Here is a 23,911-nt window from a genome sequence, read left to right on the forward strand (position 1 = left end):
ATGGACATTTTCCTCTACGCCTTCAGTGTCATGTACAGCCCAGGCCCTGTGAACTTGATGGGCCTGAACGCCGGGCTCACCGGTAAATTGCGCCGCTCCAGCGGGTTCTACATTGGCGTGGGCTGCGCGATGCTGCTGATGTTCGTGCTGTTCGGCTACACCGGCGAGGCGATCGTTTCCCAGGCGGCGCTGCCGTATATCTCACTGGTCGGCGGTGTGTACACGCTGTACCTCGCCTATCAAGTGTTCACCGCCCGCACGGTGGTTGAAGCGTCTTCAAGCACGCCGACCAAGGCCCTCACGTTCTGGAATGGCCTGGTGATTCAGTTGCTCAACCCCAAAGGCATCGTGGCGGTGTTGCCGATTACCAGCGTGATGTTGCCGGCGGCGCATGTTACCGGGGCGTCCATCGCCGGGGTTTCGGCCTTGCTGGGGCTGGGCGCAGTCGGTGCGCCGTGGGTCTACGCCTTGCTGGGCGCGGTGCTGGGGCGGCGGATTAACGGGGCGTCGGCGTTTACCGTATTCAATCGTTGCATGGGCTTGGCGCTGGCAGCGTGTGCGTATTTCATGTTTCACGCGTTCTATCTACACGTGATGGCAACATGAGTGGTTCTCGTGATCGTCTAGAGTAAAATGAGTTTGTCTCACTATTGGTGTGTGTCGACAATGGCTGCCATCAATATCGACATTGGAGTTGTAAGTCATGGCAGTCGCTCATTCCCTTGGATTTCCGCGCATTGGACGCGATCGTGAACTGAAAAAAGCGCAGGAAGCGTTTTGGAAGGGCGAGCTCGACGAGGCCGGCCTGCGTGCCGTGGGCCGTGACTTGCGCAAGGCGCACTGGGAACTGCAAAAACAAGCCGGTATCGAGCTGCTACCGGCCGGTGATTTCGCCTGGTACGACCAAGTCCTGACTCACTCGCTGATGTTCGGTGTGATCCCTGAACGCCTCCGCCCAGCCGATGGCAACACCACGCTGCAGACCCTGTTCGGCATGGCCCGTGGTGTCAGCGACAGCTGCTGCGGCGGTGCCCACGCCCAGGAAATGACCAAGTGGTTTGATACCAACTATCACTACCTGGTGCCTGAGTTCAGCGCCGACCAGCAATTCCAACTGGGTTGGGAGCAGTTGTTCGAAGAGGTTAAAGAAGCCCGTGACCTGGGCCACAACGTCAAGCCCGTGGTCATCGGCCCGCTGACTTACCTGTGGCTGGGCAAGGCCAAGGGCGGCGACTTCGACAAGCTAGACCTGCTTGACCGCCTGCTGCCGTTGTATGGCCAGATCTTCCAGCGCCTGGCGGATTTGGGCGTTGAGTGGGTGCAAATCGATGAGCCGATCCTGGTGCTCGACCTGCCACAAGACTGGAAAAACGCCTTTGAGCGCGCCTACAACCAGATCCAGCGCGACCCGCTGAAAAAACTCGTGGCCACCTACTTTGGCGGTTTGGAAGAGAACCTCGGCCTAGCCGCCAACCTGCCGGTTGATGGTTTGCACATCGACTTGGTGCGTGCACCGGACCAGTACCCGACCATTCTCGACCGCTTGCCGGCGTATAAGGTGTTGTCCCTGGGCGTGGTCAATGGCCGTAACGTCTGGCGCTGCGACCTGGAAAAAGCCCTGGCGACCTTGCAGCACGCGCATGAGAAATTGGGCGATCGCCTTTGGGTCGCGCCGTCTTGCTCGCTGCTGCACAGCCCGGTTGATTTGGGCCGCGAAGACACGCTGGATGCCGAGCTGAAAAGCTGGTTGGCCTTCGCCGTGCAGAAGTGCGCGGAAGTTGCGGTGCTGGCCCAGGCCGTCAACGCACCGCAAGCCCCTAACGTGCTCGCCGCCCTGGCGGAAAGCCGTGCCGTGCAAGCTGCCCGTTCGGCCTCGCCACGGATTCACAAGCCTGCCGTGCAAGCCCGTGTGGCGGCGATCACCGCCAAGGACAGCCAGCGTCAGTCGCTGTTTGCCCAGCGTATCGAGAAGCAACGTGCCGGCCTGAACCTGCCGCTGTTTCCGACCACGACTATCGGTTCGTTCCCGCAGACCGCCTCGATTCGCCTGGCGCGCCAGTCGTATAAAGCCGGCAAGTTGAGCGAAGCCGAATACGTCGAAGCCATGCACAGCGAGATCAAGCATGCCGTTGAAGTGCAGGAACACCTCGGCCTGGACGTGCTGGTACATGGCGAAGCTGAGCGTAACGACATGGTCGAGTACTTCGCCGAGCAGCTCGACGGCTACGTGTTCACCCGTTTCGGCTGGGTGCAGAGCTACGGTTCGCGCTGCGTGAAACCGGCGGTGATCTTCGGCGACCTCAGCCGTGCGAAAGCCATGACCGTGGAGTGGATCCGCTACGCCCAAGGCCTGACCAACAAGGTGATGAAGGGCATGCTGACCGGCCCGGTGACCATGCTGATGTGGTCGTTCCCGCGCGAAGACGTGAGCCGCGAAGTGCAGGCGCGGCAACTGGCGCTGGCGATTCGCGACGAAGTGGTGGACCTGGAAGCCGCTGGTATCAAGATCGTGCAGATCGACGAAGCCGCGTTCCGCGAAGGCCTGCCGTTGCGCCGGGCGCAGTGGCAGCACTATCTGGACTGGGCCACCGAAGTGTTCCGCCTGTGCGCCTGTGGCGTGCGCGACGAAACCCAGATTCACACGCACATGTGCTACAGCGAGTTCAACGATGTGATCGAGTCCATTGCGGCGATGGATGCTGACGTGATCACCATCGAAACCTCGCGCTCCGATATGGAACTGCTGGAGGCGTTCGAAGCCTTTGCTTACCCGAACGACATTGGCCCGGGCGTCTATGACATCCACTCGCCACGCGTGCCGGATGCGTCGGAAATGGCCAATTTGCTGCGCAAGGCGGCCAAGCGCATTCCTGCGCAGCGCCTATGGGTCAACCCGGACTGCGGCCTAAAAACCCGCGGCTGGCCGGAGACGGAAGCGGCGTTGATTCATATGGTTACTGCTGCGCGGCAACTGCGGGCTGAACTGGCCTAACACAGGGTAGGCATGTGGGAGTACAGCCTGAGCAGCACACCCATCTGCCTGATGTATTGAGATCCAAATGTGGGAGCTGGCTTGTCGGATCGCCGCACCGCTGCGATGCAGACACCTCGGTGTATCAGGTACACCGAGTTGATGCCATCGCAGGCAAGCCAGCTCCCACATTAGATTGAGTTCAGCCATCAAGATCAGGTCGGCTGTCAGGCCGCCTCGGCTTTGCTTTTGATTTGCTTCAACCACTCAGGTCGGCTACTAGGCCGCCGTGCTTTTGATCTTGATCTTGATCTGAGGCGCCCCGTTAAACCACGCTGGCCGAACGCAGGCTTTGGAGCGGGGGTAAACCGGCAGGACGCCGGTTTAGCCGCGATGGCCAAGGATGGCCCATGGCGGCGGCCCACGGTCCAAAGCCTGCGTGAGGGCACACCGAGCCTAGGCGAGGTGCCGAGTGGTGGGGCAAGAGCCCTTTTGGTTACTTTTGGCTGGGCCGGCATTCCGGGCTCTTTTCCAAAAGTGACCCGCTGTAAGAGCCATGCCTTTCAAGGTCTGCGTTTAAAAGTTCGTTTAAAGCAGTGTTTAAGTCTGTTTATCCGACTTGGCAGCCTTAAGCACCCGAGCTGTTGAAACATGAGCCCGTGCGGCCTTACCTTCCAGCCACTCCTTGGGTTTGGCGACTTTAGGGCCGCGCGGGCTTTTCGCGACGGCCTTAGGTTTGATCAACCTCGCCAGGGCCAGTAACCGCTCTGCCAACCCTTGCGAGGTCTTTTCGAGAGGGAAGTTTTCCGCCGGTAATGCGATCTGCATTCCCTCATAACCGCTGCGAACGTGCACCGCCAAATGGTAAATCGAAGCCTCCCAACTCGCTGGCTGCGTTTCGCGGTGCGCCTGTTCCACACTGCGTTTGAGAACCGACAAAACGTTGTAAGCCAGAACCGCCGAGGCGAAGCCCAGCAGCGCGGCTTTAGGGCTACCAAGGCTCTTGATCTCACTGTCGAGCACCGATTCAAGGCGTTGGAACATCCCTTCAATACTCCAGCGGCGGCGGTATAAATCAGCTATTTGTCGAGCGCTGATGGTGTCGGGCAAATTGCTCCAGAACCACATCACCAAATCACCTGAGTCATTTGCCGTTTGCAGGCTCAACTCAACGCGTCGCCAGCGGCGACCGCCTTTTACTTCGATGGTTTGTTCGCGAACGGTTCCGGTGTCGACGGTCCCTGACTCTTGCCAGTCGCCTTCCTGGATCACACGTGGATGTTTGCTGTGTTGGCGAACGATGAACGAGGCCCCTGTGTTTTCGCAGGCTTGCAGGACAGGCAGCGTGCAATAAAGTCGGTCAGCCATCCATAGTTGACCCGCGCTTGCGCGGGCCAACAGCGGTAGAACACTGACCCGCTCGCTGGCATGGGCGTCTTCCCAAGGCTGAAGATCGACGACTAAATCCAGATCAGGATCGTAGGCCACTACGGAAAACCCTGGGCGAGCCGCAGCTCGCTCGCTGCGCAAAGGGCCTAAACGTTTTTCAGTGGCCGGTAGGTGGTTGCCATCGACAATGCGCAACTGCCAGCCGGGTAGTATCGATGAGTGGCCGAGCGTTTTGATGGTTGGTTCTAAACGCTCTGCGCTGCCTGAAATGAGGGCTCGAAGCACCTCGGGTTCGGTCCGATTGATCTTGTCATAGAGCGCCGCAACGCTCACCGAAAGGCCCTCCATCTTACGCGCTGCAGCGTGCAGTGATGGCCTCAAGCCCAATGAAACAAGGGACATCAGCTCTACAACGGTTGAAAACAAGAGCTCACGGGAGTACTGGCGTTGTCGGTGGTCATTGAACACCTTGTCAACCCACTCGGCAGGTACGGCCTGCTCCAATACCAGCTTGGTCATGACACTGGCCGGCGCCTGCTTTTCAAACCGTTCTAGAACCTTTTCCCACATCGTTTCGTCATCCTGACTAAAGTATTTGTTTATGTTTTAAACCAAGACCTTGAAAGGCATGGCTGTAAGAGCGGAACCCATAGCAGCCGTTACCCAAATAACGGATATGTACCCAGCGCCCCCCGCGACAACCAAAGAACTCAACCCATAAAAAGATGTGTAGATACCTATGCTGCGATGCGGGCGCATCGGTCTGTCAGTGACACACAGTCGATGCCATCGCAGGCAAGCCAGCTCCCACATTTGATCTTCGCTGCTTTGAGCTTTTGCGTCCGCTTAACCGACCGGCATCAGGGCAAGCCCGCTCCCACACCAAAAGGCTAACCCTAGGTGCAGCCCCGGCGCCGGAGGCGAAACTTAATCGACTCTGGCGGCGTCAATGATGAAATCTGCAGGCTCATAGGAGGCAATGATGACAAGCTTGAACGGCCAGCCGGCCGAGGCGGTGATTCAATTTTGGAAGCAGGCGGGGCCCAAGCGCTGGTTTGCCAAGGACGCGGCGTTCGACGCAGCGTTTCGCGACACCTTCTACGCCACCCATATGCAAGCCGCTCGGCGCGAGCTGGAAGGTTGGCTGGATTCAGCGCACGGCGCGCTAGCGTTGTTGATCCTGCTGGATCAGTTCCCGCGCAATGCCTTTCGCGGTACGGCGCACATGTTTGCCACCGACCCGCTGGCGCGGCTGTATGCGCAGCGCATGCTCGATGCCGGGCTGGATCAACTGATCGAGCCCGAACTACGGGCGTTCTGTTATCTGCCGTTTGAGCATTCCGAAGACCCGGCCGATCAGCAGCGCTCGCTGGTGTTGAACCAGCGCCTGGATGCCAGCACCTACCATTGGGCCAAGGAGCACGCAAACATCATCGAACGGTTCGGGCGTTTTCCCCATCGCAACGCGGTGTTGGCCAGGGCCACCACCGCGCAAGAACGTGAGTTTCTGGTTAAAGGCGGCTTCGCAGGCTAAGCCGGTGCCAGGGCTTCCTTGGCGCCTGCCGCGCGATAACGCCGCAAGCCCTTGAGGTCGACCGCCCAGCGCAACGCTTCGGTCGCCGAGGGGCGTGGGCCATGGGTGATCGCCTGTTCATCGTTGCCGAGTGCGGCGAGGTAGCCTTGGGCGCCGCCGCGTTCGCTCCAGTAGTGGGTGTGACTGAACCACGACCGTGCCAGCCAGCCCTTCCACTTGCCTACAGTGACCGGCAAATCCAGCACGCCGGCGCCCATCACCGGCTTGACCGGGCCCGCGACGATATCGCCAAACAGGCCGTAGGGCGCCGGGAAGTAGAGGTTGGTCCAGCGCGTCACGGCAAAGGCCGCCGCGTGGTGCAAATACTGTGGGGTGAAGGGTTTTTCGCCGAGCATCACCGGCTGGCGGGCGTTGTAGCCGTAGCCCTTTTCGTCCTGGGTGGGCGGGCAGGCCGGGGCTTCGCGACGTGCCATGCGTTGTTTGAAGTCACTGACGCTGCGGCCCAGCAACAAGCTGGCGTGGGCCATCGGGCTGCCAACGGTGACCAGGTCGGTGATGCGCCACGGGTTGCCCAGGCCACGTTGCTCGATAAACGCTTGGGTTTGCTGTTCGCGAAACCTCAAGAGGCTGCCCAGGCTGCCGTCGAGTGCGGCACCGGCGTTTGGCAGCGCATCCTTGACCACCGGTTGCAGCGGTTCGTGGTGGGCATACCGGTTGGCCAGCTCGCGGTTACTGGGGATGACTTTGGTGAGTTGATCGTGATGTTCGTGCCACAGGTAGCCGACGATATCGTAGGCAATCATGCTGCCCAAACTGTGGCCGACGACGATGATGCGGTCGTACTCGCCCTTGTTGTGCAACGCACGCAGCAGCGCCACGCCGTCGGCACGGATCTGTTCGCGCACCACGACATTTTGCGGGTTGGGGCTGAGGTAACGCGCCGCATCGCCCAGGTAGGACAGCGCGGAATAGCGCAGCCCCAGGCCGATGGCGCCGAGCAGCAGCGGCACCAGGGCGTAAGGGTTGTCGTGGTGCTCGAATTTTCCCCAGGCGGTGGCGAGGCTGCCGCTGGCGATCAGCAGCAACAGCAGGATCACCGTCCAGCGCGTGGTGCGCCAAATCGGCACGATGGCGTCGGGGATATCACGGCGCGGGCGCTTAAAGATGTCCCACAGCCAGCCCAGCAGATGGCCGAGCTTGGTGCCCTGCATCTTGTGGGCCCAGTAGTACTCGTAAAAATCCGTGCTTGTGCGGCCCGAGGACTTCAGCACGCGCAGGTCGAAGTTGCGCGACAGCCGGTCCGGTTTGCTCCAGTACAACGGGGTGCCGTCGGGGGTGTCGGCGGGGATCATCGCTTCGACAAAACCACGCAACGTATCCATTGGGCGTTGTTCACCGATGCCGTGAATGACGACAACTGCTTGTTTCATAAGATGTTCTTCCTTGAGCACTTTTGAATGGCGGAGCGTTCTCGCAGACTAGCGAGTCGCTATGATATTGCCACTATTGGGCCTATTCCCGCCAGGAATGGCCCCATAAAAACCCTGCATTGTCTTTATCGCCGCAGATCTCGTAGCGTGGGGTTCCATTCAAGGAGATCGCCCATGCACCCGAGCCCGCTGCGCCTCTATGTAGATTCGATGTTTACCAGCCCCTATGCGATGTCGGTGTTTGTCACCCTGCGCGAAAAAGGCCTGGCGTTCGACCTGCTCACCCTGGATTTGGACGCCGGGCAAAACCAGGCGGCGGACTTCGCCCAGCTCTCGATGACGCAGCGCGTGCCTACGTTGGTTGAGGGCGACTTTGCGCTGTCGGAATCTTCCGCGATCACTGAATACCTGGAGCAGGTCTACCCCGAAACGCCGGTGTACCCGGCTGATCCAAAACAGCGGGCGAGGGCGCGGCAGGTGCAGGCGTGGCTGCGTAGCGACTTACTGCCGATCCGTCAGGAACGTTCGACGTTGGTGGTGTTTTACGGGCAGAAGATGCCGCCGTTGTCGCCCGTTGCAGAGGCGGCCGCGCGCAAGCTGATCAGCGCGGCGCAGGCGCTGCTGGCGGGCAATCCCCACTACCTGTTCGGCCAATGGTCGATTGCCGATGTGGACCTGGCGGTGATGCTCAACCGTCTGATCCTCAACGGTGACAGTGTGCCAGCCGAGTTGGTGGATTACGCACAGCGCCAATGGCAGCGGCCGTCGGTGCAGGCATGGGTCAACCTGCAGCGCCCGGCGCTTTAGGGTTTACAGCCATTCGTGGGCTACGCGTCGGTCCAAATCTTCCCAGTCCGCCATGCCCAGCACCCGTGTGGTGTTCAAACCGCGCAGGTAACCGCGCAGTTGCTGGGCGCTGGCGTAGCGCTGGTCGGCATCGGCGGTTTGATCCTGCAGCACGTTTTCATAATCGACCAGGTAATCGGCGACCCGCTCGCGAAACTCCGGCAATACGGCTTCGCGGATGCGGTCGAAGGTTTTCTGGTGGGGCTTCATGGCAGGGTCCTTATAGTTTTATAGAGGTCGCGAGATACTCGACACTATCGGTTCAAATGATAGTCACCATCAAGGATCGCAAGTTCTGTTTTTGTACCAAAAGCGCAGAATCACCCCATCGAGACGCTGTTCAAGGAAATGCGCGATGAGGACGATGATCCAGTTGGGTTTAATCATGCTGATGCTTGGCACGACGGTGTTGGCCAATCCGGCAATTGCCGAAGATCTGCGTACCGGCCATTTGCTGGCACTCGCCGGTAGCGTAGACTCCCTGCAGCACGCGCAGTCGGTGGGGGTGTTGTACAGCGAAAACACCCGCGACAACCTCAGTTACCTTGAACGCTACCACGCCATGGCCATGAACGGCGCCAAGGATGCCCTTGACGGGCGCATCCGCGAGGCGTTCGTCAACAGTTCAGACCCGGAACTGGCGATTGATTGGCTGATGAATTCATTGCAGGGCACTTTTCGCAGCGTGACGGTCTATAGCAGCCTGGATGAACTGGTGCAGGCGCACCCTGATGTGGTGGTGATGCTCGACATCCATAACCAGCTGCTGACCCAGCGTAACGACCAGGTCGAGGCGCGTTTTGTTGCACGGTTCTATGATGCAGACCTGCAATACATCGCCAAGGCCGAAGGCTCGGTACACAAACAAGTGCCATCGGTTTGGGTGCATGACAAGGCGGCCCCGGAAATTGCCGCGCAGATTGAACAGCAGCGTGATGTACAGCTCAATGCCTTGAAGCAGTTTGATGCATCGCTCAAGGCCCTGGTCCGCGCCGGATGACGCGCGGATCGATGTGAACCCTATTGGTTATTTTCAGGAATGTTTATGCGCTCTTTTTTCGTCCCGGCCCTGGCTTTTGCTTCGTTGTTGCTGACCGGTTGTATCACTGCGCCCAATGCGCCGAGCTTAACCCTGCAAACCAGCAAGACTCCCGAAAGCTATGTGCAATGTGTATTGCCCAAGCTTGAAAAGTACGGCATCACCTCGACCGTGACGCAGAACTCGCGCCACGCCAAGGTGGTGTTGACCAGCAAGATTGCCGCCGATGACGTGCTGGAGGCCTACAAGTCCCAGGACGGCACCAAAGTGTTCCTGTACGAGCGTAAGCCACTGGCGTCGGCGATCAAGCCGTCGCGGCTTGAGTTGGCGGCTCAGGACTGCAAGTAGCTAAAGGCCAATACACAGGTCCAATGTGGGAGCGGGCTTGCTCGCGAATGCGGAGTATCAGTCGATGCATTTACTGACTGACCCACCGCTTTCGCGAGCAAGTCGAATCGTCGCACCACCGCTCCCACATTTTGCTTTGTGTCGTGCTTAGGGTTTTGCTTCGCTACTGAAGCTGTTCACGGTCTTGACCAGCCCTTTAGCCGCCAACGCCACCAACTCACCGCCTTTTTCCACCGTCGCCAGGGCCGGGTCCGAACCCATGCGCCCGTCGGGGAAGCGTGCGCGGAAGTCCAGCGCTTCGCGGATCGGCCCGGTGTTGGCGATTTGTGGGGAATAGTCGGCTGACTTGATCGAATCAGCGTACGCCCATTGCGTCACCGCAATCTCCGACGGCGTGGCATGGCTGCCATGGCCGACTGGGAATTGGCGCTGCGCCAGGTCAGTGACGCCTTCCAGGTCCCACCAGTTCACCAGCTTCAGCGCGAACCCGGCCGGTCGGCGGGCGAAGCTCGCCTCGGCGTACAGCTCGGAAAACGCCGCTTCAATGGTAGCGATATTGCCGCCGTGGCCGTTCAGAAACAGGATCTTCTCGAAACCATGCCCGGCCAACGAGCGCACCCAGTCGCCAATCGCGGCAATAAAGGTGGAAGGGCGCAGGGAAATAGTGCCGGGAAAGCCCAAGTGGTGCTGGGCCATGCCGATGTTGAAAGTCGGGCCGATCAGGATGTCGGCGTTCTTCTGCGCCTCATGGGCGATGATCTGCGGGCACATCCAGTCAGTGCCCAGCAGGCCGGTGGGGCCGTGTTGTTCGTTGGAACCGATGGGGATCACCACCGTACGGCTGCGTTCCAGAAACTGCCCGATCTCGATCCAGGTGGAGTGGTGTAGAAGCATGCGGCGCTCTCTTTTATCTGTGGGGACAGGCTAACCACCACGGATTGTACGACTACTTGCCACTTGTTGGGGCTTGCAGTTCAGATACGTTGACGACTTCAACCAACGCTGGTCCGGGTACCAGGAAAACATGAACTGCCCGTCCTTGAGCTTATCCACCACTTGGCGCGCCACCTGCGGGCGTACGGCCGGGCAACCCTGGCTGCGGCCGATACGGCCTTCGCGCTTGCTCCACGCGGAGTTGACGTAGTCGGCAGCGTGGATCACCAGCGCGCGGTCGCGGGCCTGGTCGTTGAAACCGGGCTCCAGGCCGTCCATGCGTAACGAATAGCCGTGGGCGCCGAGGTAACTTTCCTGGGTGCGGAACAAGCCCAGGCTGGACTGGTGGCTGCCTTCGAGATTGGAAAATTGCGTGGCGAAGTTTTCCCCGGATTTTGCGCCGTGGGCCACCAGATCACGCAGCACCAAGGTCTTTTTGCGCAAGTCGAAGATCCACAGCCGACGAGCGGTCGAGGGCTGGGAGTAGTCAATAACCGCTAGGCGCTCTGAGCGTTCCTCGCCGTTATTGACCGCGCACTGCACGGCGCTCAGGGCGCTTTTCAGTACAGTGGGATTGAGTTCTGGAGCCGAGCGCGCCAGGCTGCTATACAAGTTAGGAGGATTCCCATTGGCGGCGAGCGCTAAATTGCTCAACGTAGCCAGGGTGATGGTGATCAAACCGAAGCGGCACATAAAAGTCAGCATCTACAAAGCGTCCCCCGCTGTGGATTGGAGCCCAGTCAATTGTTCAAAAAACACGCATGTTACTTGAGCATTTGCCTGCTCGTTGCACCATTGGTCGCGACAGCTGACGAACTGCCAGTGGGCGCCGTGCCGGTTATTTCCCTAAGCCCTGTGCAAATGGCCCCGGTGCAACAGGCCCTCGCGCAGCTCCCCAGCGTTTGCCCCAAACTCGCCCCGCACATCGACGCCGCGGCGCAATCGCGCTTGCAAGCGTTCTATCAGCAGCAGGGTGATGTGCCGCTGTGGTCTGCCGATGACCGCCGCCAAGCCTTGCACACTCAATTGCTGATGCTGGCGGACGACGGCCTGGACCCTACCCACTATAGCCTGCCTGCGGCGGACGCCACGGCCAACGTGCTGTGCAGCGATATCGACGTCAGCCGCCAGTACCTGCAAGCCCTGCAGGATTTGCACTTCGGGCGCTTGCAGCAATCACGCTTTGAGCCGCTGTGGCATTCCCAGCCGCCCACCCGCGACCCGAATACCGAGGTGCTGGCCTTCGCCGCCACCGGGCTGCAAGACATGGCCCAAGCCTTCGACCAGGCACGCCCCAGCGCCGACCTTTACCGCAGCTTACGCAATGCCTATGCCACCGTGCGCCTGCAACCGTTGCCGCACTGGGACCCGGTCGGCAGCGGCCCATTGCTGCGCCCCGGCATGGAAGACCCGCGCGTGCCGGAGCTGGCGCGGCGCTTGTACAGCGGCGGCTACCTGGCCAAGGCGCCCACCGGCAATGGCAAGCAATACGGTGATGAACTGGTCAAGGCGGTGAAGGCCTTCCAGCTCAGCCACTCGTTGCAGGCCGATGGCGTGATTGGCGCGGGCACCGTGGCCGAACTCAACATCAGCCCGGCGATGCGCCGCGACCAACTGCGCATCAACCTTGAGCGTTTCCGCTGGCTGGCCCAGGACCTGGAGCCCGAAGGTGTGCTGGTCAACGTCGCTGCCGCGCAGCTGAGCGTCTACCAGAGTGGCATCCCCGTGTGGCAAACCCGTCTGCAAGTCGGGCGCGCCGAACGCCAGACGCCGCTGCTCAAGTCGCGTATCACCCGACTGACCCTGAACCCCACCTGGACCATCCCGCCGACCATCATGCGCGAGGACAAACTCCCGGCCATCCGCCTCAACCCCGAATACCTGCGCCAGCAAAACCTCCAAGTGCTCGACGCCGAAGGCCGCCCGTTGGCGCCTGAACAGATCGACTGGGCGCGCCCGGGCAACATCCTCCTGCGCCAGGACGCTGGCCCGCGCAACCCGCTGGGCAAGATCGTGATGCGCTTTCCTAACCCCTACTCGGTGTACTTGCATGACACGCCAAGCCAACCGCTGTTTACCAAAGGGCCGCGCGCCTTCAGCTCGGGTTGTGTGAGGGTTGAGCAGCCACTGCTGCTGCGCGACCTGCTGGTGAGCCCGGCCGAACGCACGCGCACCGACGAACTGCTCGCCACCGGCGTGACCCACGAATTTCGGCTGGCCACGCCGGTGCCGGTGCTGTTGGGGTACTGGACGGTGGAAGTCGATCGCCAGGGTGGCCTGGTGTACGCGCCGGACATCTATGGGCGCGACCTGGTGTTGATGAAGGCGATGGGGGCTGTGCTTTAAGGTCGGCACCTTACCTGTGGCGAGCGGGCTTGCCACCACAAGCCCGCCCGCCAACTGTCAGATGTGCTTCAGGACAAGCGCCACAGCCTGATCCGCTGTCACAAGCGCCGTATCGACCGTCAGCGGCAGTTCATCCCAAGGCTCATACTCATGCGCCGATACCGACTGCCAAGTAGGCGGTACCAAGCCGGCAATATCACCTGAACGGCTTTCAACGCGGCGCTGGTGTTCCTGCCGATCCGAACAGACCACCTGAATATTCAACAACTCAACGCCTGCCGCCGTCGCCACGGCCTTCCACGCCGCTCGGCTTTCCCTGACCGGGTTCACACAATCGGCAATGACCCTGTGCCCCAAGCGCACATTACTCAACGCCAGTGCATTCGCCACGCCATAACCACTGGCACCCACATCACCGGCCAACACGCCCGCATCCCGCAGCGCCTGCTCAATCACATCGATACGCAGGTACACCGCACCGATCTGGCGCGCCAGTTCGTTGGCAATCGTGGTTTTACCGCTGCCGGGAAGGCCACTGAACACAATAAGCATCATCAATCCTTTGCAAGGGGAACCCGGCCAGTCTAGCCGCGCTTACTTCAAATAGCAGGCACTGATCCAGTCTGCCGGGTGTGCTGCCAGTTGCGTCGCCACAGGCAGGTAACGCTTGTCCAACTGCGCCGCCAGCCAGAAGAGCGTCGCGCTGCTGTTGGGTTGCCAGGTGCCGCTGTACCCGGCTTCGCCTACCCCGGCGCGGTCTTTGTCGAATTGCACGTGGGTGTGCACAAACTCCTCGTGGCTGCGTTGCCCAGTGGCATACGGTACCAGCCAATCGAGCGCGCCAGCCAGGGACGCGCCCTTCACGCTGATGCTCAGCCAGTCGCCGCCGCCGTCGTAGGGCTTGGCCGCCAGCGCGGCCTGTACCAGGGGCTCAAGGTCATAGACCACGTAATGCAAGGCATCGCGGTCCTGGAAGTCGGTAACCGAGCCATCCGGCAGCACGTTGTCGGCGATCTGCTGCTTGAACAGCTGGTGCGCGTGTTCAAGCATCGCGCGGTCGCCCAGTGCGGCGGCGGCCACGCTGACCAGTTTGACGCGATGGCTCTGCCAGTTATTGGTCTGGGTGCCTTTTTTCTGCCCATGGAATTGCTCGATACGCGCGATGTAACCGTTGCCCAGGTTGCTGATCAAGCGGCGGCTGGCGGCGCGGGTTTCCAGGCGCAGGTGATCGGCGGTCAGCGCATAGGCAGTGATCAGCATGTCGAGGTTGGTTTCATCAATCGGGTTGAAGTCCGGCTGGTACACGTCGGCCCACGCGGCCAGGTAGTCGTCGACTTGCTTGAGGTAACGTGGGTCACCGCTCAACCGCCACGCCAGCGCCGCTTGGCGCATCACTGGCCAGTCTTTTTCGGCGGCAATACTTTGCTCACGGATGCCGTGGTGGGGCAGGGTGCCTTCAGTGTGCAGATGGGGCCGCGGGTTGGGCGGGTCGGCCAGGTGCCGTTGGGCGGCGGCCAGCAGCGCCTTCGACATCGGGTTCGACGTGGCCGGCTGGCACAGGCTGGGATTTTGCGCGGCCGCCATGGCCGCGTGGGAAAACGCGAGCAGCAGCGCGGTTAAAGCGAAGAAGGTTTTTTTCATGGCGGGCTCTGCCGGATCAGCACGCACACACGCTAACATGCGCCCGAATCGGCTTGGATGAAACTCCCGTATGCTGACCCTCTACTCAGCTCGCCCACCGGACAGCCCATGACCTTGCCCTTTGTGAAGATGCATGCCCTTGGCGACGATTTCATCATCATCGACCGCCGTGGCCACAGCGACCCGGTCACCGCGCAGCTCGCCCGTCGCCTGGGCGACCGCCACACCGGTATCGGTTTCAATCAGTTGGCGGTGGTCCTCGACTGCGATGACGCCGCCGCGCGCATCAAGTTCTGGAACCCCAACGGCACACCTTTGCAAACCTGCGGCAGTGCCACGCGCGGTGTCGCCGACCGCTTGATGCACGAAGCCGGCAGCGATTCGATTGTGTTGCGCACCGATCGAGGCTTGCTGACGTGCGCACGCGTTGCGGGGCAGCGGGTTTCGGTCGACATGGGCGAGCCGTCGCTGGCGTGGTCGGCCGTGCCGCTGGCCACGGCGATGGATACCCGCACCTTGCCCATTGAAGGCGACCCGGCGGCGTGCAGCATGGGCAACCCGCACTGCACTTTTTTTGTCGATGACGTCGCTGCCGTCGACGTGGCCGCCGTGGGCCCGGCGCTGGAAACCCACCCGTTGTTCCCGGCCAAGACCAATGTGCATTTCGTGCAGGTGCTGGATCGCAGCCATATCCGCCTGCGTATCTGGGAGCGTGGCGGCGGTGTGCCGCAGGGTTCCGGTTCGTGTTGCTGCGGCGCCGTGGTCAATGGGATCCGACGCGGCTTGCTGGATGAGACAGTGCAGGTGCAGTGCGACGGCGGCACGGTCACGGTGCAGTGGGACGGGCAGGGCGGTGTGGTATTGACCGGCAGCGTCGAGCCGATCATGCAAGGCACGGCGTATCTGTTCTAAAACTTTACGGTAAATGTCGTACCGTTAATGGCGCAGGAACTTACCGTTACGTCGCCGCCATGCACTTTGGCCAATTCGTGCACGATGTACAGGCCCAAGCCCACGCTGCGCACACCGCTGCCTTGGTCGGTGCCACGGGTCATGGGCTCGAACAGGCCGGCCAGCAGCGTTTCTGGAATAACCGCGCCGTGGTTGTGCACCGCCACTTCGCAGCCGGTATCGCCTAGCCGTGAGGTGATGGTGATCGGCTGGAGCGGGTCGCCATACGCCACGCTGTTGGCCACCAGGTTACCGATGATCTGCTGCACACGGTCGGCATCCAGGCAGGCATCGCCATGGCCTTGGGCTTGATGTTCCAACGTGGCCTTGGGGAAGGCCACGCGCAGTTCATCCACCGCGTGCGCAATCACCGCGTGCAACTCCAGCGGCGCGGCCTTGATGGTGATGCCGTGGCCGACCCGGGCTTGGGTGAAGTCGAGCAAGTCGGCGATCATCCGGTGGGCGCGCTCGGACGACTGGGCGATATGGCCCAACAACTGGCGCTCCTTGGTTGTACGCTCGCCACGATTGAGAAAATCGGACGCCATACGGATGGCCGTCAGGGGGTTCTTCAAATCGTGACTGACGATCGCCACCATCTGCTCAGCAAACAACGCACGACGCTGGGCAATGGCATAGGCCTCGCTCAATTCCGCCTGGGCCTGCTGCAGCGCGATTTCCGTGGCGGTTTTTTCCTGCAACAGCGCCTCGGCCAGGTTGCGCGCGTTGAGCAGCTCGCGTTCGTACTTGTCGCGGTCGGTGGTGCCGAACAGCGCGAGGTCGTAGACCACGGCGTCGGCCTGTTCGCGCTTGTTGCCATTGAGCAGCACGGTCACTTTGTGCCCGTCGTGGTGCAGCATGTCGAGCTTCACTTCGGTGACACTGCCGCGCAGGCGCAACATCGGCGCCAGGTGGGTCTGGTGGAAAATCCGCCCGCCCATGGTCAGCAAATCCTGAAAGCGCCGCCCGCACAGCTCGGCGCTGCTCAAGCCCAGCCATTCGCTGAACCGCGCGTTGGCTTGCAGGATCGTGCCGTCTTCTGCGGTGACGGCCAGGGCACAGGCGGCGTTGTCGAACAGGTCAACCGACATCAGTAATCGCCCACGGCGCCAGGAAGCTTTGCATCGCGGCTGCGCAGGCTTGCGGCGCGCTCATGTGCGGGCAATGGCCAACATTGTCCACCAGGCAATACGTGCTGTTGGGCAGTACGCGGTGCAGGTATTCACCCACCGCCAGGGGCGCGATCAGGTCGTCGCTCGATTGCAGGATCAACACCGGGGCGGTCAGGCCGATCACGTCCTGGCGGTTGTCCGACAAAAAGGTCACGCGCGCAAACTGCTTGGCGATGTCGGGTTCGGTGCGGCAGAAACTCTCGCGCAGTTCGTCGCTCAAGGCCGGTTGCCCAGGCGCACCCATGATCACCGGGGCCATGGCGCTGGACCAGCCGAGGTAGTTGCTGTCGAGGGTGTCGAGCAGGTCGTCGATGTCGCTGCGCTTGAAACCGCCCGTGTAATCGACGTCATCAATGTAGCGCGGCGACGGGCCGATCATCACATGGGCGGCGATGCGCCCGGGGGCTTGGCGGTCGGCGAGGGTGCCGATCATCGCGCTGACCGAGTGGCCGACTAGGATCACCGGGCCTACGGCAAAGGCTTCGATAATCTCGTTCAGGTCCTGGGCATAGCCATCCAGGGTGCCGTACTTGGCTTTGTCGAATGCACTGAGGTCCGACAGGCCGGCCCCGACCAAGTCGTACATCACCACGCGGAAGCGGTCGACAAAGGCCGGGGCCAGGTAATTCCACATCGCCTGGTTGCAGCCGAACCCATGGGAGAACACCAGGGTCGCCATCCCGTTGCCCATCACACTGACGTTGTTGCGGTGCTTTAGGTTCATGCAATTCTCGTGTATGGCTTTTTGCTATGCGGGCTGCGAGCAGTTTAGATAGTCGCAGGCGTGGGGTCACGCGTTATACGTCGATAAGGTAAAGTCGTCGCCTTCAGGTAGAAACCTCAGGTAACAAAGCATGATGCTGTTTGTGCGGCAATCCGTGTTGAGTCTGCTGGCGCTGGTATTCATCGGGCTGTTCTGCACCGTCCATGCGCAGACGTCGCCCATTGGCGTCTCCCTCGATCAGCGGGTGATCGACCTCACCAACACCCTCGACACTGGCTTCACCACGCGCCTCAACGACCAACTCGCCGCCCTTGAACAGCGCAAAGGTGCGCAAGTCGCGGTACTGCTGGTGCCCACCACCGGCGGCGCGAGTATCGAGGACTACGCCAACCAACTGTTCCGCGCCTGGAAACTGGGGCGCAAGGACGTTAACGACGGCATCCTGCTGCTGGTGGCCAAGGACGACCGCAAAGTGCGTATCGAGGTGGGCTACGGCTTGGAGGGCACCGTTACTGACCTGTTGGCCCATCGCATTATCGAAGAACACATCACGCCGGCGTTTCGCCAGGGTGACTATGCGGGCGGTGTTCAACAGGCGGTCAATGACTTGACCGTGCTGGTGGACGGCGGCGATCTGCCCAGGGTGACCGGGCCTGGCATTAACCCCCAGGCGATAGCCGTGTTGCTGGCGTTTATCCTGGGCGGTATTGGCGGCGTACTGATAGCCGCCGGCAAGTTACCTTGGCGCCGGGCATTAATTGCCGCCGTGGTGGCCACGCTGCTGTTGGCGCTTTATGGTGGCGGCCGCGAATGGCCGATGTACCTGCTGCTGTTGCCGCTGACCCTGCTGATCGGCGGCGCGACCTTTGGTGCGCTATGGCTGGCGCGTACCGTGTTTTACTGCGTGATCGGCTTGCTGCTCTACATCGGCGGGCTGCTGGTGGTGGGTCGATACGTCGACGTCAACTTCATCCATTGGTTGGCAATGCCGCTGGGGGCACTGGCTGTGCTGGGGGCGTACCTGGTGCTGTGGGTGGTCATGCGAAACGCCTGGAAAACCAGCCGGGTAGGGTTTGCCGTGCGGCTGTTTGCGGCGGTGGCGATCTACGTGGTGGCAGGTCTGGTTGCCGACGCGGGCCGTGACGGTTGGTTGCTGGCGGTTCCGATTACCTCGTTTGTGGCGTTGTTCATCTTTGGCAAGACCGCCGGCGGGTCGGGCTCAAGTTCGAGCGGTGGCTCATCCGGCTCGAGTTCCAGCAGCTCCAGCAGCAGTTCGTCCGGCGGCGGTGGTTCCAGTGGCGGCGGCGGGGCGTCGGGCAGTTGGTAACCCCGCTAGCGCGGCTTATCGCCAACCCAGCCTACGGCATAGGGCTCCTGCGGATTTGGCGAGGGCTAAACCCTACTGAGGGCAATCGGCAGTGGTAAATACGGTTACGTGCATTCGTGATAAAACATTGAGCCTTTCAACTCAGAGTACGGAGGCTCGATGCCTGCCGCCAACACCCCACGCGTGATTATTCGTGACGCCATTGCTGAGGACGCCGTGTGCATTGGCGTGCTGGGCATGCAGGTCTTCCTTGATACCTATGCCACCGAAGGCATTCGCAGCTCAATCGCCAATGAGGCACTGCACGCCTTCGCGCCGCAGACCATTAGTCAACTGATCACGCAGCCGGGTGTCTCGCTGCTGGTCGCGCAAGTAAACGGCCATCTTGTTGGCTTCGCCCAGATCAAGCTCAACGCCAGCCATTCGATGATCGACGCCGCTGACGCTGCCGAACTCCAGCGTCTCTATATTCAGGAGCGATTCACCGGCTTGGGGCTTGGTTGTCAGCTGCTGCAAGCGGCGGAGCAACACGCGGCGCGGGGCGGCGCCGGGTTATTGTGGGCCACCGTGTGGGTGGGCAATGAGCGGGCGCTGGGTTTCTACCCTCGGCGCGGGTATGAGGTGCTGGGTTCACCGACCTATACCTTCCAGGGAGAAACCCATGGCAATCGTCTGTTTGGTAAACCCTTGGTGCTCAGCACCTGAGGGCTTACGCCAGGACGATGTAGTCATTCTGCTGGATGATCGGCCGGTGCGGGCCTTGCACCAGATGAACATAGCGGCCGTCCACCAAGTCGATGGGCAGGCAGTCGTCGATGTCCATCACGCCGTCGGTGTGGGCCTGGGACCAGTGGCGCAGCATCTGCTGTTTGCCTTTGCTCATCGCTTCCTTTTTATTGCGCGCGACCACCAGCAAATAATGATGGGCCTCGCCAAACGCGTTGGCTTCATAGCCGCCCAGGTTGATGAAGTACAGGTGATGCGCATCCGCCTGGGGTGCCATCTGGCTGATCTGGACTTTCCAGCCGTCGACGCCGTCGACGGCCATCCATGAGTCGATATGCACACCCTTGGGGCTGCCGAACCAGCCGTCGCGCAATTGCGGGTAGGTGGATTCCAGCGTATCCGCCACCGCGAACACCACATCGTGAACTTCAATTCTGGCCCGTGGGTGCTTGCCCCCGAGCATGACGACAAACAGCATTGCAGGTCCTTCCTGGCGATTTAGCAGAGAGTAACCATACTTCTTGTTCGGCCAGTTCCACACTACTAATCCGCTAGTTAATCAGGAGGTTGTCATGCGTACCGTCGATTTAGCCGGTGTTCCCGTCCCTGTCATCGGTCAGGGAACCGCGAGCATGGGCGAAAACCCCGACCAGCGCAGGGCCGAAGTCGCCGCGTTGCAATTGGGCATCGACGAGGGCATGACCCTGATCGATACCGCCGAAATGTATGGCGAAGGCGGTGCCGAGGAAGTGGTCGGTGAGGCCATTCGCGGCAAACGCGACCAAGTGTTCCTGGTCAGTAAAATCTACCCTCACAATGCCAGCCACAAGGGCGTCCCCCGTGCCTGTGAAGCGAGTCTCCAGCGCCTGGGCACTGACTATATTGATCTGTACCTGTTGCACTGGCGTGGCCAGTACCCGCTTGAAGAAACCGTCGAAGCCTTTGAGCGTCTGCGTGAGGCCGGCAAGATCGGCCGCTGGGGCGTTTCCAATTTTGACGTGGCCGACCTTCAGGAACTTGCGTCCCCGGCCTGTGCCACCAACCAGGTGCTCTACAACATTGAAGAGCGCGGTATCGAATTCGACCTGCTGCCGTGGTGGCAACAGCACCATTTGCCATTGATGGCCTACTGCCCAATTGCCCAGGGCGGCGAGCTGCTGTCCAGCCCCACGCTCAAGCAAATCGCTCGCCGCCATGAGGTGACACCCGCCCAGGTTTCACTCGCCTGGGTCTTGCGGCAGGACGGCGTGATTGCCATCCCCAAGGCCGTGACACCCGAACATGTGCGGCTCAATGCCGGCGCCGCGCAGCTGGTGTTGGACGAGCACGACCTGGACGCCATCGACCGTGTGTTTGGCGCACCCAAGCGTAAGCACCCGTTGGCGATGGTGTAGCCCAACAGCAGGAGCGCCGCCGTCCATGGCCTGCGCTCCTGCATCAGCCGAGGTTAGCCAGCTACCGGGCTACGCCAGTCGTCCGAGCCGGAAGTACCGGCGACTTCGTGGGTCCACACGATCTTGCGATAGGTGAAATACACATCCTCCAAATGGGTGAAGTGCGCGTTGTCAGGGTCCTGGCAATTGGGCATGCGCGATTGAATGTCGACGATGGTCGCGCCTTCCAGTTCAGTGGTGAAGTAGTGCTCCTGGGTGCCGGCCGAGGAGGTACGGAACCACTCCAGTCGGCACGACACTTCTTCACCTGTGGTGAGCGCGCTGAAGAGCAGCGGCGACGATTTGTCGAAGACTTTGCTGATCATCAGCGGTTTATGCACCCGCTGGCCGGTTGGCTGACCTGATTGCGGATCGCGGGGAATGATCACCTGATGGGCAAACGCCTGCACGAGAATCTGATCCTCATGACCCTCCTGATAAATGTTGCCGACCGAGTCTTGGGTAAATGTGCCTGCCGTGATTAGACCTTGCTTTACACCGGTAACAGAGAGGTACGCGGGTGTTGGCATGACTGGTTTCCTTGTCTGATTGAGTAGGTAGTCCTGAACGGCGAGGGTGCTGTTCAGGCAAGTCTCTATAACAAGAAGCGTGCCTGAAATGGCAAGGGCTAATGAAATAAGGGTGTCCGGTAGTTGTGGCGCTAGATATTAATAAGTTGATCGAGATTTAAGTGGCTATTTAGTCTGGTTGTTTGCGCGCAGGTGTGCAGTTAGTTGCTCACGCTATTTGTCGTGATTCTGGGCGGCTCTGCGAGCGAAAGGGGCTGTTTGCATGAGTGTGACTGCGCAAGCTTCTGCGCAGGTCCTGATTTTTCGGGGGTGTAGGAACTTTCTTAAGTGTTGGTGCGTAGCTTGCTGGTTGTTTTTTCTATGGCTAAGGTTCAACTGCTTCTCGGAACATTGAAAGAAATTAAATGGAATTCTGATGCTTTTACATTGGAATTAGTTTGCTGGTTTTGCATTGAATAGTTGCGCGCGGCCTAAAATGGTTTATTCAGACACGCTTTACGCTTATTACCTCGAGCTTGCACGGCATCCTTGCTTGCCAAGGGACTTTGCCGGCAGTGATATTCGTTTTTCGAGCGAGTTTGAAGTCTTGGAGTCTGAGCTTGCCAAGGCGCAATCGATTCATGGTGCAAGCCTGCCGGATTGGCAGAAGGTCAGCGAGCTCAGTGAGCGCCTGTTGCGTGAGCATTCCAAGGACCTTCGGGTTGCTGTCTGGTTGACGTGGGCTTTGCATCAACGTGATTCATTTCCAGGGCTCCTGGCTGGGCTCGGGCTGGTGCGTTACCTGTGTGAGCATCACTGGACGATTGTGTACCCCGCCAAGTTACGTACCCGTAGTGCTGCGTTTGGTTGGTTGGTGTTGCGGCTTGAACCGCTGTTTGCGCAAAACTTCGCCCTGGCTGACCAGCTGCCATTGTTCCAGGCGCTTCTGGAACACCTCGCAAGCCTGGACGAGTTATGGGCAGAGCATCTGGGTGACGATGCACCTTTGTTGTTGCCCATTCGCAGGCAATTGTCGGAGCGCCTGACGCTCGCCACGCAAAGCTGCACAGAGCCTGGAGGGCTTGCCAGCGTCATTGCTCAGGTCAAGCAGGCCGCAACCCAGTTGCGCAAGCCCGAGCAGCCGGTCAATAACGAAAAAGAGGCTCACAAACTGCTGCGCGCATTGCAGGAGCAGGCACGCCCCTTGTGCGCCTGGTGGCTACGCCAGAGTGCAACTGACCTGCGTGCCTTGCGCTTGAGCCGAACCCTGGCATGGCTGACGCTCATCCACTACCCGGACGCCAATGGGGAGCGAGTAACGGCTTTGCGTGCACCGTCGCCGGACAAACTCAAGCGCTTCCAGGATCGCTTCAAACAAGGGCATTACGCCGAGCTTTTGCTTGAACTTGAGATCAGCCTGGCCAGTGCGTTGTTCTGGTTTGACGGCCTGCGTATGGCCTGGGAATGCCTCGAAGCCTTGCAGGCGGACTTGGCCATGACCGAGCTGGAAATGAATTTTGCCGTGTTGTTGCAACGCCTGCCGAACCTGCCTGAGTTCAGGTTTGACGACGGCACTGCGTTTGCCGACCCCGCGACGTGTGACTGGATCGCGCTGCATGTTCTTCGGCATCTGCACAAGGCTGAGCCCCTAAGCGCCGTGGCCGATGTCGCAGGTGAGCCTTGGGAGGCCGCTTTGCAGGCTGTGATGTCCAGGCTGCGCAAGGATGGACTCAAGGCCGCGGTCGGCGAACTCAAGCAAGGTCTGCAGGCCGCGTGCAGTGATCGAGCCCGCTTTCATTGGCGATTGGCACTGGCCAGGTTGTGCATTCGGGCAGGTAAGCATGAGTTGGGCAAGATCCAGCTCGAGCAACTGGACTTTGAATTACAGCGAGCCGATTTGGAGCGTTGGGAACCCGAGCTGGCTTTTCAAGTAGCCCAGCTCCTGCACCGTTGTTATGACCTTTTGCCACAAGACCATGCCGTGCGCGAGCGCAAGGACGTCACCCACCGCAGGTTGTGCCGCTTCGATCTGGACGCGGTACTTGAATAGGCCTTCGCGCCCACTGAAAAAGGAGAAAAACCATGGCCAAAGACGGTTCGGTAGCCCCCAAGGAACGTATCAACATCACCTTCAAACCCGCCAGCGGCGGTGCGCAAGAGGAAGTTGAGTTGCCCTTGAAATTACTGGTGCTGGGTGACTTCAGCCAGCGTGAAGACCCGCGCAAGCTCGAAGATCGCAAGCCTATTGGTATCGACAAGAACACCCTTGATGAAGTGCTGGCCAAACAAGCCTTGAGCTTGACGTTGAGCGTACCCAATCGCTTGCAGGAGAACACTGACGTTGAAGAGTTGGCCCTCCAGGTTCGGATCAACTCGATGAAAGACTTCAATCCCGCAAGCCTGGTTGAGCAAATACCTGAATTGCAAAAACTGATGGCGTTGCGTGAGGCATTGATGGCGCTCAAGGGGCCGCTGGGCAACACACCCAGCTTTCGCAAAGCCATTGAGCAGGCACTGGCCGATGACACTTCGCGTGCGCGGGTACTCGCGGAACTGGGGCTGAGCAGCCCTGGCGCCGGAAAACTTCAGTAA

24 protein-coding genes are annotated in these 23,911 nt (G+C 60.4%); 13 read left to right on the forward strand and 11 right to left on the reverse strand.

Annotation, left to right across the window (positions count from 1 at the left end; translation table 11 throughout):
• Positions 1-606 carry a LysE family translocator gene (locus KZH41_RS13595; RefSeq protein ID WP_263274988.1) on the forward strand — a complete coding sequence of 202 codons (606 nt, stop codon included), beginning with the start codon at positions 1-3 and terminating at the stop codon, positions 604-606.
• A gap of 97 nt (positions 607-703) precedes the next feature.
• Entirely contained in the window at positions 704-2,992 is a 2,289-nt protein-coding gene (gene metE / locus KZH41_RS13600; RefSeq protein ID WP_094952711.1) for a 5-methyltetrahydropteroyltriglutamate--homocysteine S-methyltransferase, read from the forward strand.
• Positions 2,993-3,571: 579 nt separating this feature from the next.
• On the opposite strand, the gene KZH41_RS13605 is transcribed toward metE, so the two are convergent.
• Positions 3,572-4,879, reverse strand: a complete 1,308-nt coding sequence (locus KZH41_RS13605) for an IS4 family transposase (protein ID WP_242150573.1) — start codon at positions 4,877-4,879, stop codon at positions 3,572-3,574.
• Between the two features lie 463 nt (positions 4,880-5,342).
• Here KZH41_RS13605 and KZH41_RS13610 point away from each other — a divergent pair, with 463 nt between their 5' ends.
• Positions 5,343-5,894, forward strand: a complete 552-nt coding sequence (locus KZH41_RS13610; protein ID WP_263274989.1) for a DUF924 family protein — start codon at positions 5,343-5,345, stop codon at positions 5,892-5,894.
• On the opposite strand, the gene KZH41_RS13615 is transcribed toward KZH41_RS13610, so the two are convergent.
• Positions 5,891-7,324 carry a lipase family protein gene (locus KZH41_RS13615; RefSeq protein ID WP_263274990.1) on the reverse strand — a complete coding sequence of 478 codons (1,434 nt, stop codon included), beginning with the start codon at positions 7,322-7,324 and terminating at the stop codon, positions 5,891-5,893. The two genes, KZH41_RS13610 and KZH41_RS13615, sit on opposite strands and share 4 nt — an antisense overlap.
• Positions 7,325-7,498: 174 nt before the next feature.
• Here KZH41_RS13615 and yfcF point away from each other — a divergent pair, with 174 nt between their 5' ends.
• Positions 7,499-8,131: a glutathione transferase gene (gene yfcF / locus KZH41_RS13620; RefSeq protein WP_263274991.1), complete on the forward strand. Its 633-nt coding sequence runs from the start codon at positions 7,499-7,501 to the stop codon at positions 8,129-8,131.
• 3 nt (positions 8,132-8,134) lie between these two features.
• Here the strand turns inward: yfcF and KZH41_RS13625 are convergent, their stop codons facing one another.
• Positions 8,135-8,380 carry a hypothetical protein gene (locus KZH41_RS13625; protein WP_094953298.1) on the reverse strand — a complete coding sequence of 82 codons (246 nt, stop codon included), beginning with the start codon at positions 8,378-8,380 and terminating at the stop codon, positions 8,135-8,137.
• A gap of 145 nt (positions 8,381-8,525) precedes the next feature.
• Here KZH41_RS13625 and KZH41_RS13630 point away from each other — a divergent pair, with 145 nt between their 5' ends.
• Positions 8,526-9,170: an ATPase gene (locus KZH41_RS13630; protein WP_263274992.1), complete on the forward strand. Its 645-nt coding sequence runs from the start codon at positions 8,526-8,528 to the stop codon at positions 9,168-9,170.
• Between the two features lie 45 nt (positions 9,171-9,215).
• The gene (locus KZH41_RS13635; RefSeq protein ID WP_242155817.1) at positions 9,216-9,557 is read left to right on the forward strand and encodes a hypothetical protein; all 342 of its coding nucleotides are present in this window, start codon (positions 9,216-9,218) and stop codon (positions 9,555-9,557) included.
• 147 nt (positions 9,558-9,704) lie between these two features.
• Here the strand turns inward: KZH41_RS13635 and KZH41_RS13640 are convergent, their stop codons facing one another.
• Positions 9,705-10,451, reverse strand: a complete 747-nt coding sequence (locus KZH41_RS13640; protein ID WP_094953292.1) for a creatininase family protein — start codon at positions 10,449-10,451, stop codon at positions 9,705-9,707.
• Between the two features lie 30 nt (positions 10,452-10,481).
• A complete protein-coding gene (locus tag KZH41_RS13645; RefSeq protein ID WP_094953290.1) occupies positions 10,482-11,195 on the reverse strand; it encodes a murein L,D-transpeptidase catalytic domain family protein in 714 nt (237 codons plus the stop codon).
• Between the two features lie 39 nt (positions 11,196-11,234).
• On the opposite strand from KZH41_RS13645, the gene KZH41_RS13650 reads away from it, so the two are divergent.
• A complete protein-coding gene (locus KZH41_RS13650) occupies positions 11,235-12,836 on the forward strand; it encodes a L,D-transpeptidase family protein (RefSeq protein ID WP_094953288.1) in 1,602 nt (533 codons plus the stop codon).
• 57 nt (positions 12,837-12,893) lie between these two features.
• Here the strand turns inward: KZH41_RS13650 and KZH41_RS13655 are convergent, their stop codons facing one another.
• Both KZH41_RS13655 and KZH41_RS13660 read right to left on the reverse strand, forming a co-directional pair.
• Positions 12,894-13,388 carry an AAA family ATPase gene (locus tag KZH41_RS13655; protein ID WP_094953286.1) on the reverse strand — a complete coding sequence of 165 codons (495 nt, stop codon included), beginning with the start codon at positions 13,386-13,388 and terminating at the stop codon, positions 12,894-12,896.
• A gap of 42 nt (positions 13,389-13,430) precedes the next feature.
• On the reverse strand, positions 13,431-14,477 hold the full coding sequence (locus KZH41_RS13660) for an alginate lyase family protein (RefSeq protein ID WP_263274993.1): 1,047 nt from the start codon (positions 14,475-14,477) through the stop codon (positions 13,431-13,433).
• Between the two features lie 108 nt (positions 14,478-14,585).
• Between KZH41_RS13660 and dapF the strand changes: the two genes are divergently transcribed.
• Positions 14,586-15,389, forward strand: coding sequence for a diaminopimelate epimerase (dapF, locus tag KZH41_RS13665; RefSeq protein WP_263274994.1), 804 nt, complete (start codon positions 14,586-14,588; stop codon positions 15,387-15,389).
• Here the strand turns inward: dapF and KZH41_RS13670 are convergent.
• Positions 15,386-16,519, reverse strand: a complete 1,134-nt coding sequence (locus KZH41_RS13670; protein ID WP_242155829.1) for a PAS domain-containing sensor histidine kinase — start codon at positions 16,517-16,519, stop codon at positions 15,386-15,388. The two genes, dapF and KZH41_RS13670, sit on opposite strands and share 4 nt — an antisense overlap.
• Positions 16,509-17,324: an alpha/beta fold hydrolase gene (locus tag KZH41_RS13675; protein WP_176463003.1), complete on the reverse strand. Its 816-nt coding sequence runs from the start codon at positions 17,322-17,324 to the stop codon at positions 16,509-16,511. The genes KZH41_RS13670 and KZH41_RS13675 overlap by 11 nt, the downstream gene beginning before the upstream one ends.
• 130 nt (positions 17,325-17,454) lie before the next feature.
• On the opposite strand from KZH41_RS13675, the gene KZH41_RS13680 reads away from it, so the two are divergent.
• Both KZH41_RS13680 and KZH41_RS13685 read left to right on the forward strand, forming a co-directional pair.
• A complete protein-coding gene (locus KZH41_RS13680) occupies positions 17,455-18,651 on the forward strand; it encodes a TPM domain-containing protein (protein WP_263274995.1) in 1,197 nt (398 codons plus the stop codon).
• Positions 18,652-18,810: 159 nt separating this feature from the next.
• Complete coding sequence (locus KZH41_RS13685; protein ID WP_242155834.1) at positions 18,811-19,356, forward strand: GNAT family N-acetyltransferase; 546 nt, start codon at positions 18,811-18,813, stop codon at positions 19,354-19,356.
• Positions 19,357-19,360: 4 nt separating this feature from the next.
• On the opposite strand, the gene KZH41_RS13690 is transcribed toward KZH41_RS13685, so the two are convergent.
• On the reverse strand, positions 19,361-19,855 hold the full coding sequence (locus KZH41_RS13690; RefSeq protein ID WP_094953276.1) for a DUF1543 domain-containing protein: 495 nt from the start codon (positions 19,853-19,855) through the stop codon (positions 19,361-19,363).
• A 94-nt stretch (positions 19,856-19,949) separates the two neighbouring features.
• Between KZH41_RS13690 and KZH41_RS13695 the strand changes: the two genes are divergently transcribed.
• Positions 19,950-20,771 carry an aldo/keto reductase gene (locus KZH41_RS13695; protein ID WP_094953274.1) on the forward strand — a complete coding sequence of 274 codons (822 nt, stop codon included), beginning with the start codon at positions 19,950-19,952 and terminating at the stop codon, positions 20,769-20,771.
• 53 nt (positions 20,772-20,824) lie between these two features.
• On the opposite strand, the gene KZH41_RS13700 is transcribed toward KZH41_RS13695, so the two are convergent.
• The gene (locus KZH41_RS13700) at positions 20,825-21,340 is read right to left on the reverse strand and encodes an Hcp family type VI secretion system effector (RefSeq protein WP_094953272.1); all 516 of its coding nucleotides are present in this window, start codon (positions 21,338-21,340) and stop codon (positions 20,825-20,827) included.
• A gap of 475 nt (positions 21,341-21,815) precedes the next feature.
• Between KZH41_RS13700 and tssA the strand changes: the two genes are divergently transcribed.
• Together tssA and tssB are read left to right on the forward strand one after the other, a co-directional pair.
• The gene (tssA, locus tag KZH41_RS13705; RefSeq protein ID WP_263274996.1) at positions 21,816-23,369 is read left to right on the forward strand and encodes a type VI secretion system protein TssA; all 1,554 of its coding nucleotides are present in this window, start codon (positions 21,816-21,818) and stop codon (positions 23,367-23,369) included.
• A 32-nt stretch (positions 23,370-23,401) separates the two neighbouring features.
• Positions 23,402-23,911, forward strand: a complete 510-nt coding sequence (gene tssB / locus KZH41_RS13710; protein ID WP_094951981.1) for a type VI secretion system contractile sheath small subunit — start codon at positions 23,402-23,404, stop codon at positions 23,909-23,911.

The sequence above is a fragment of the Pseudomonas sp. YeP6b genome, from assembly GCF_025642995.1.
Taxonomy (GTDB): Bacteria; Pseudomonadota; Gammaproteobacteria; order Pseudomonadales; family Pseudomonadaceae; genus Aquipseudomonas.

Bases quoted from the DNA above. Each gene is read 5' to 3' on its own strand.
- KZH41_RS13635 (WP_242155817.1), top strand. From the start codon at position 9,216: ATGCGCTCTTTTTTCGTCCCGGCCCTGGCTTTTGCTTCGTTGTTGCTG.
- KZH41_RS13675 (WP_176463003.1), bottom strand. From the start codon at position 17,324: ATGAACCTAAAGCACCGCAACAACGTCAGTGTGATGGGCAACGGGATG.
- yfcF (WP_263274991.1), top strand. From the start codon at position 7,499: ATGCACCCGAGCCCGCTGCGCCTCTATGTAGATTCGATGTTTACCAGC.
- tssB (WP_094951981.1), top strand. From the start codon at position 23,402: ATGGCCAAAGACGGTTCGGTAGCCCCCAAGGAACGTATCAACATCACC.
- KZH41_RS13625 (WP_094953298.1), bottom strand. From the start codon at position 8,380: ATGAAGCCCCACCAGAAAACCTTCGACCGCATCCGCGAAGCCGTATTG.
- KZH41_RS13660 (WP_263274993.1), bottom strand. From the start codon at position 14,477: ATGAAAAAAACCTTCTTCGCTTTAACCGCGCTGCTGCTCGCGTTTTCC.
- KZH41_RS13630 (WP_263274992.1), top strand. From the start codon at position 8,526: ATGAGGACGATGATCCAGTTGGGTTTAATCATGCTGATGCTTGGCACG.
- metE (WP_094952711.1), top strand. From the start codon at position 704: ATGGCAGTCGCTCATTCCCTTGGATTTCCGCGCATTGGACGCGATCGT.
- KZH41_RS13690 (WP_094953276.1), bottom strand. From the start codon at position 19,855: ATGCTGTTTGTCGTCATGCTCGGGGGCAAGCACCCACGGGCCAGAATT.
- KZH41_RS13655 (WP_094953286.1), bottom strand. From the start codon at position 13,388: ATGCTTATTGTGTTCAGTGGCCTTCCCGGCAGCGGTAAAACCACGATT.
- KZH41_RS13605 (WP_242150573.1), bottom strand. From the start codon at position 4,879: ATGACCAAGCTGGTATTGGAGCAGGCCGTACCTGCCGAGTGGGTTGAC.
- KZH41_RS13615 (WP_263274990.1), bottom strand. From the start codon at position 7,324: ATGAAACAAGCAGTTGTCGTCATTCACGGCATCGGTGAACAACGCCCA.
- KZH41_RS13695 (WP_094953274.1), top strand. From the start codon at position 19,950: ATGCGTACCGTCGATTTAGCCGGTGTTCCCGTCCCTGTCATCGGTCAG.
- KZH41_RS13680 (WP_263274995.1), top strand. From the start codon at position 17,455: ATGATGCTGTTTGTGCGGCAATCCGTGTTGAGTCTGCTGGCGCTGGTA.
- KZH41_RS13670 (WP_242155829.1), bottom strand. From the start codon at position 16,519: ATGTCGGTTGACCTGTTCGACAACGCCGCCTGTGCCCTGGCCGTCACC.
- KZH41_RS13700 (WP_094953272.1), bottom strand. From the start codon at position 21,340: ATGCCAACACCCGCGTACCTCTCTGTTACCGGTGTAAAGCAAGGTCTA.
- tssA (WP_263274996.1), top strand. From the start codon at position 21,816: ATGGTTTATTCAGACACGCTTTACGCTTATTACCTCGAGCTTGCACGG.
- KZH41_RS13595 (WP_263274988.1), top strand. From the start codon at position 1: ATGGACATTTTCCTCTACGCCTTCAGTGTCATGTACAGCCCAGGCCCT.
- KZH41_RS13685 (WP_242155834.1), top strand. From the start codon at position 18,811: ATGCCTGCCGCCAACACCCCACGCGTGATTATTCGTGACGCCATTGCT.
- KZH41_RS13645 (WP_094953290.1), bottom strand. From the start codon at position 11,195: ATGCTGACTTTTATGTGCCGCTTCGGTTTGATCACCATCACCCTGGCT.
- KZH41_RS13640 (WP_094953292.1), bottom strand. From the start codon at position 10,451: ATGCTTCTACACCACTCCACCTGGATCGAGATCGGGCAGTTTCTGGAA.
- KZH41_RS13610 (WP_263274989.1), top strand. From the start codon at position 5,343: ATGACAAGCTTGAACGGCCAGCCGGCCGAGGCGGTGATTCAATTTTGG.
- dapF (WP_263274994.1), top strand. From the start codon at position 14,586: ATGACCTTGCCCTTTGTGAAGATGCATGCCCTTGGCGACGATTTCATC.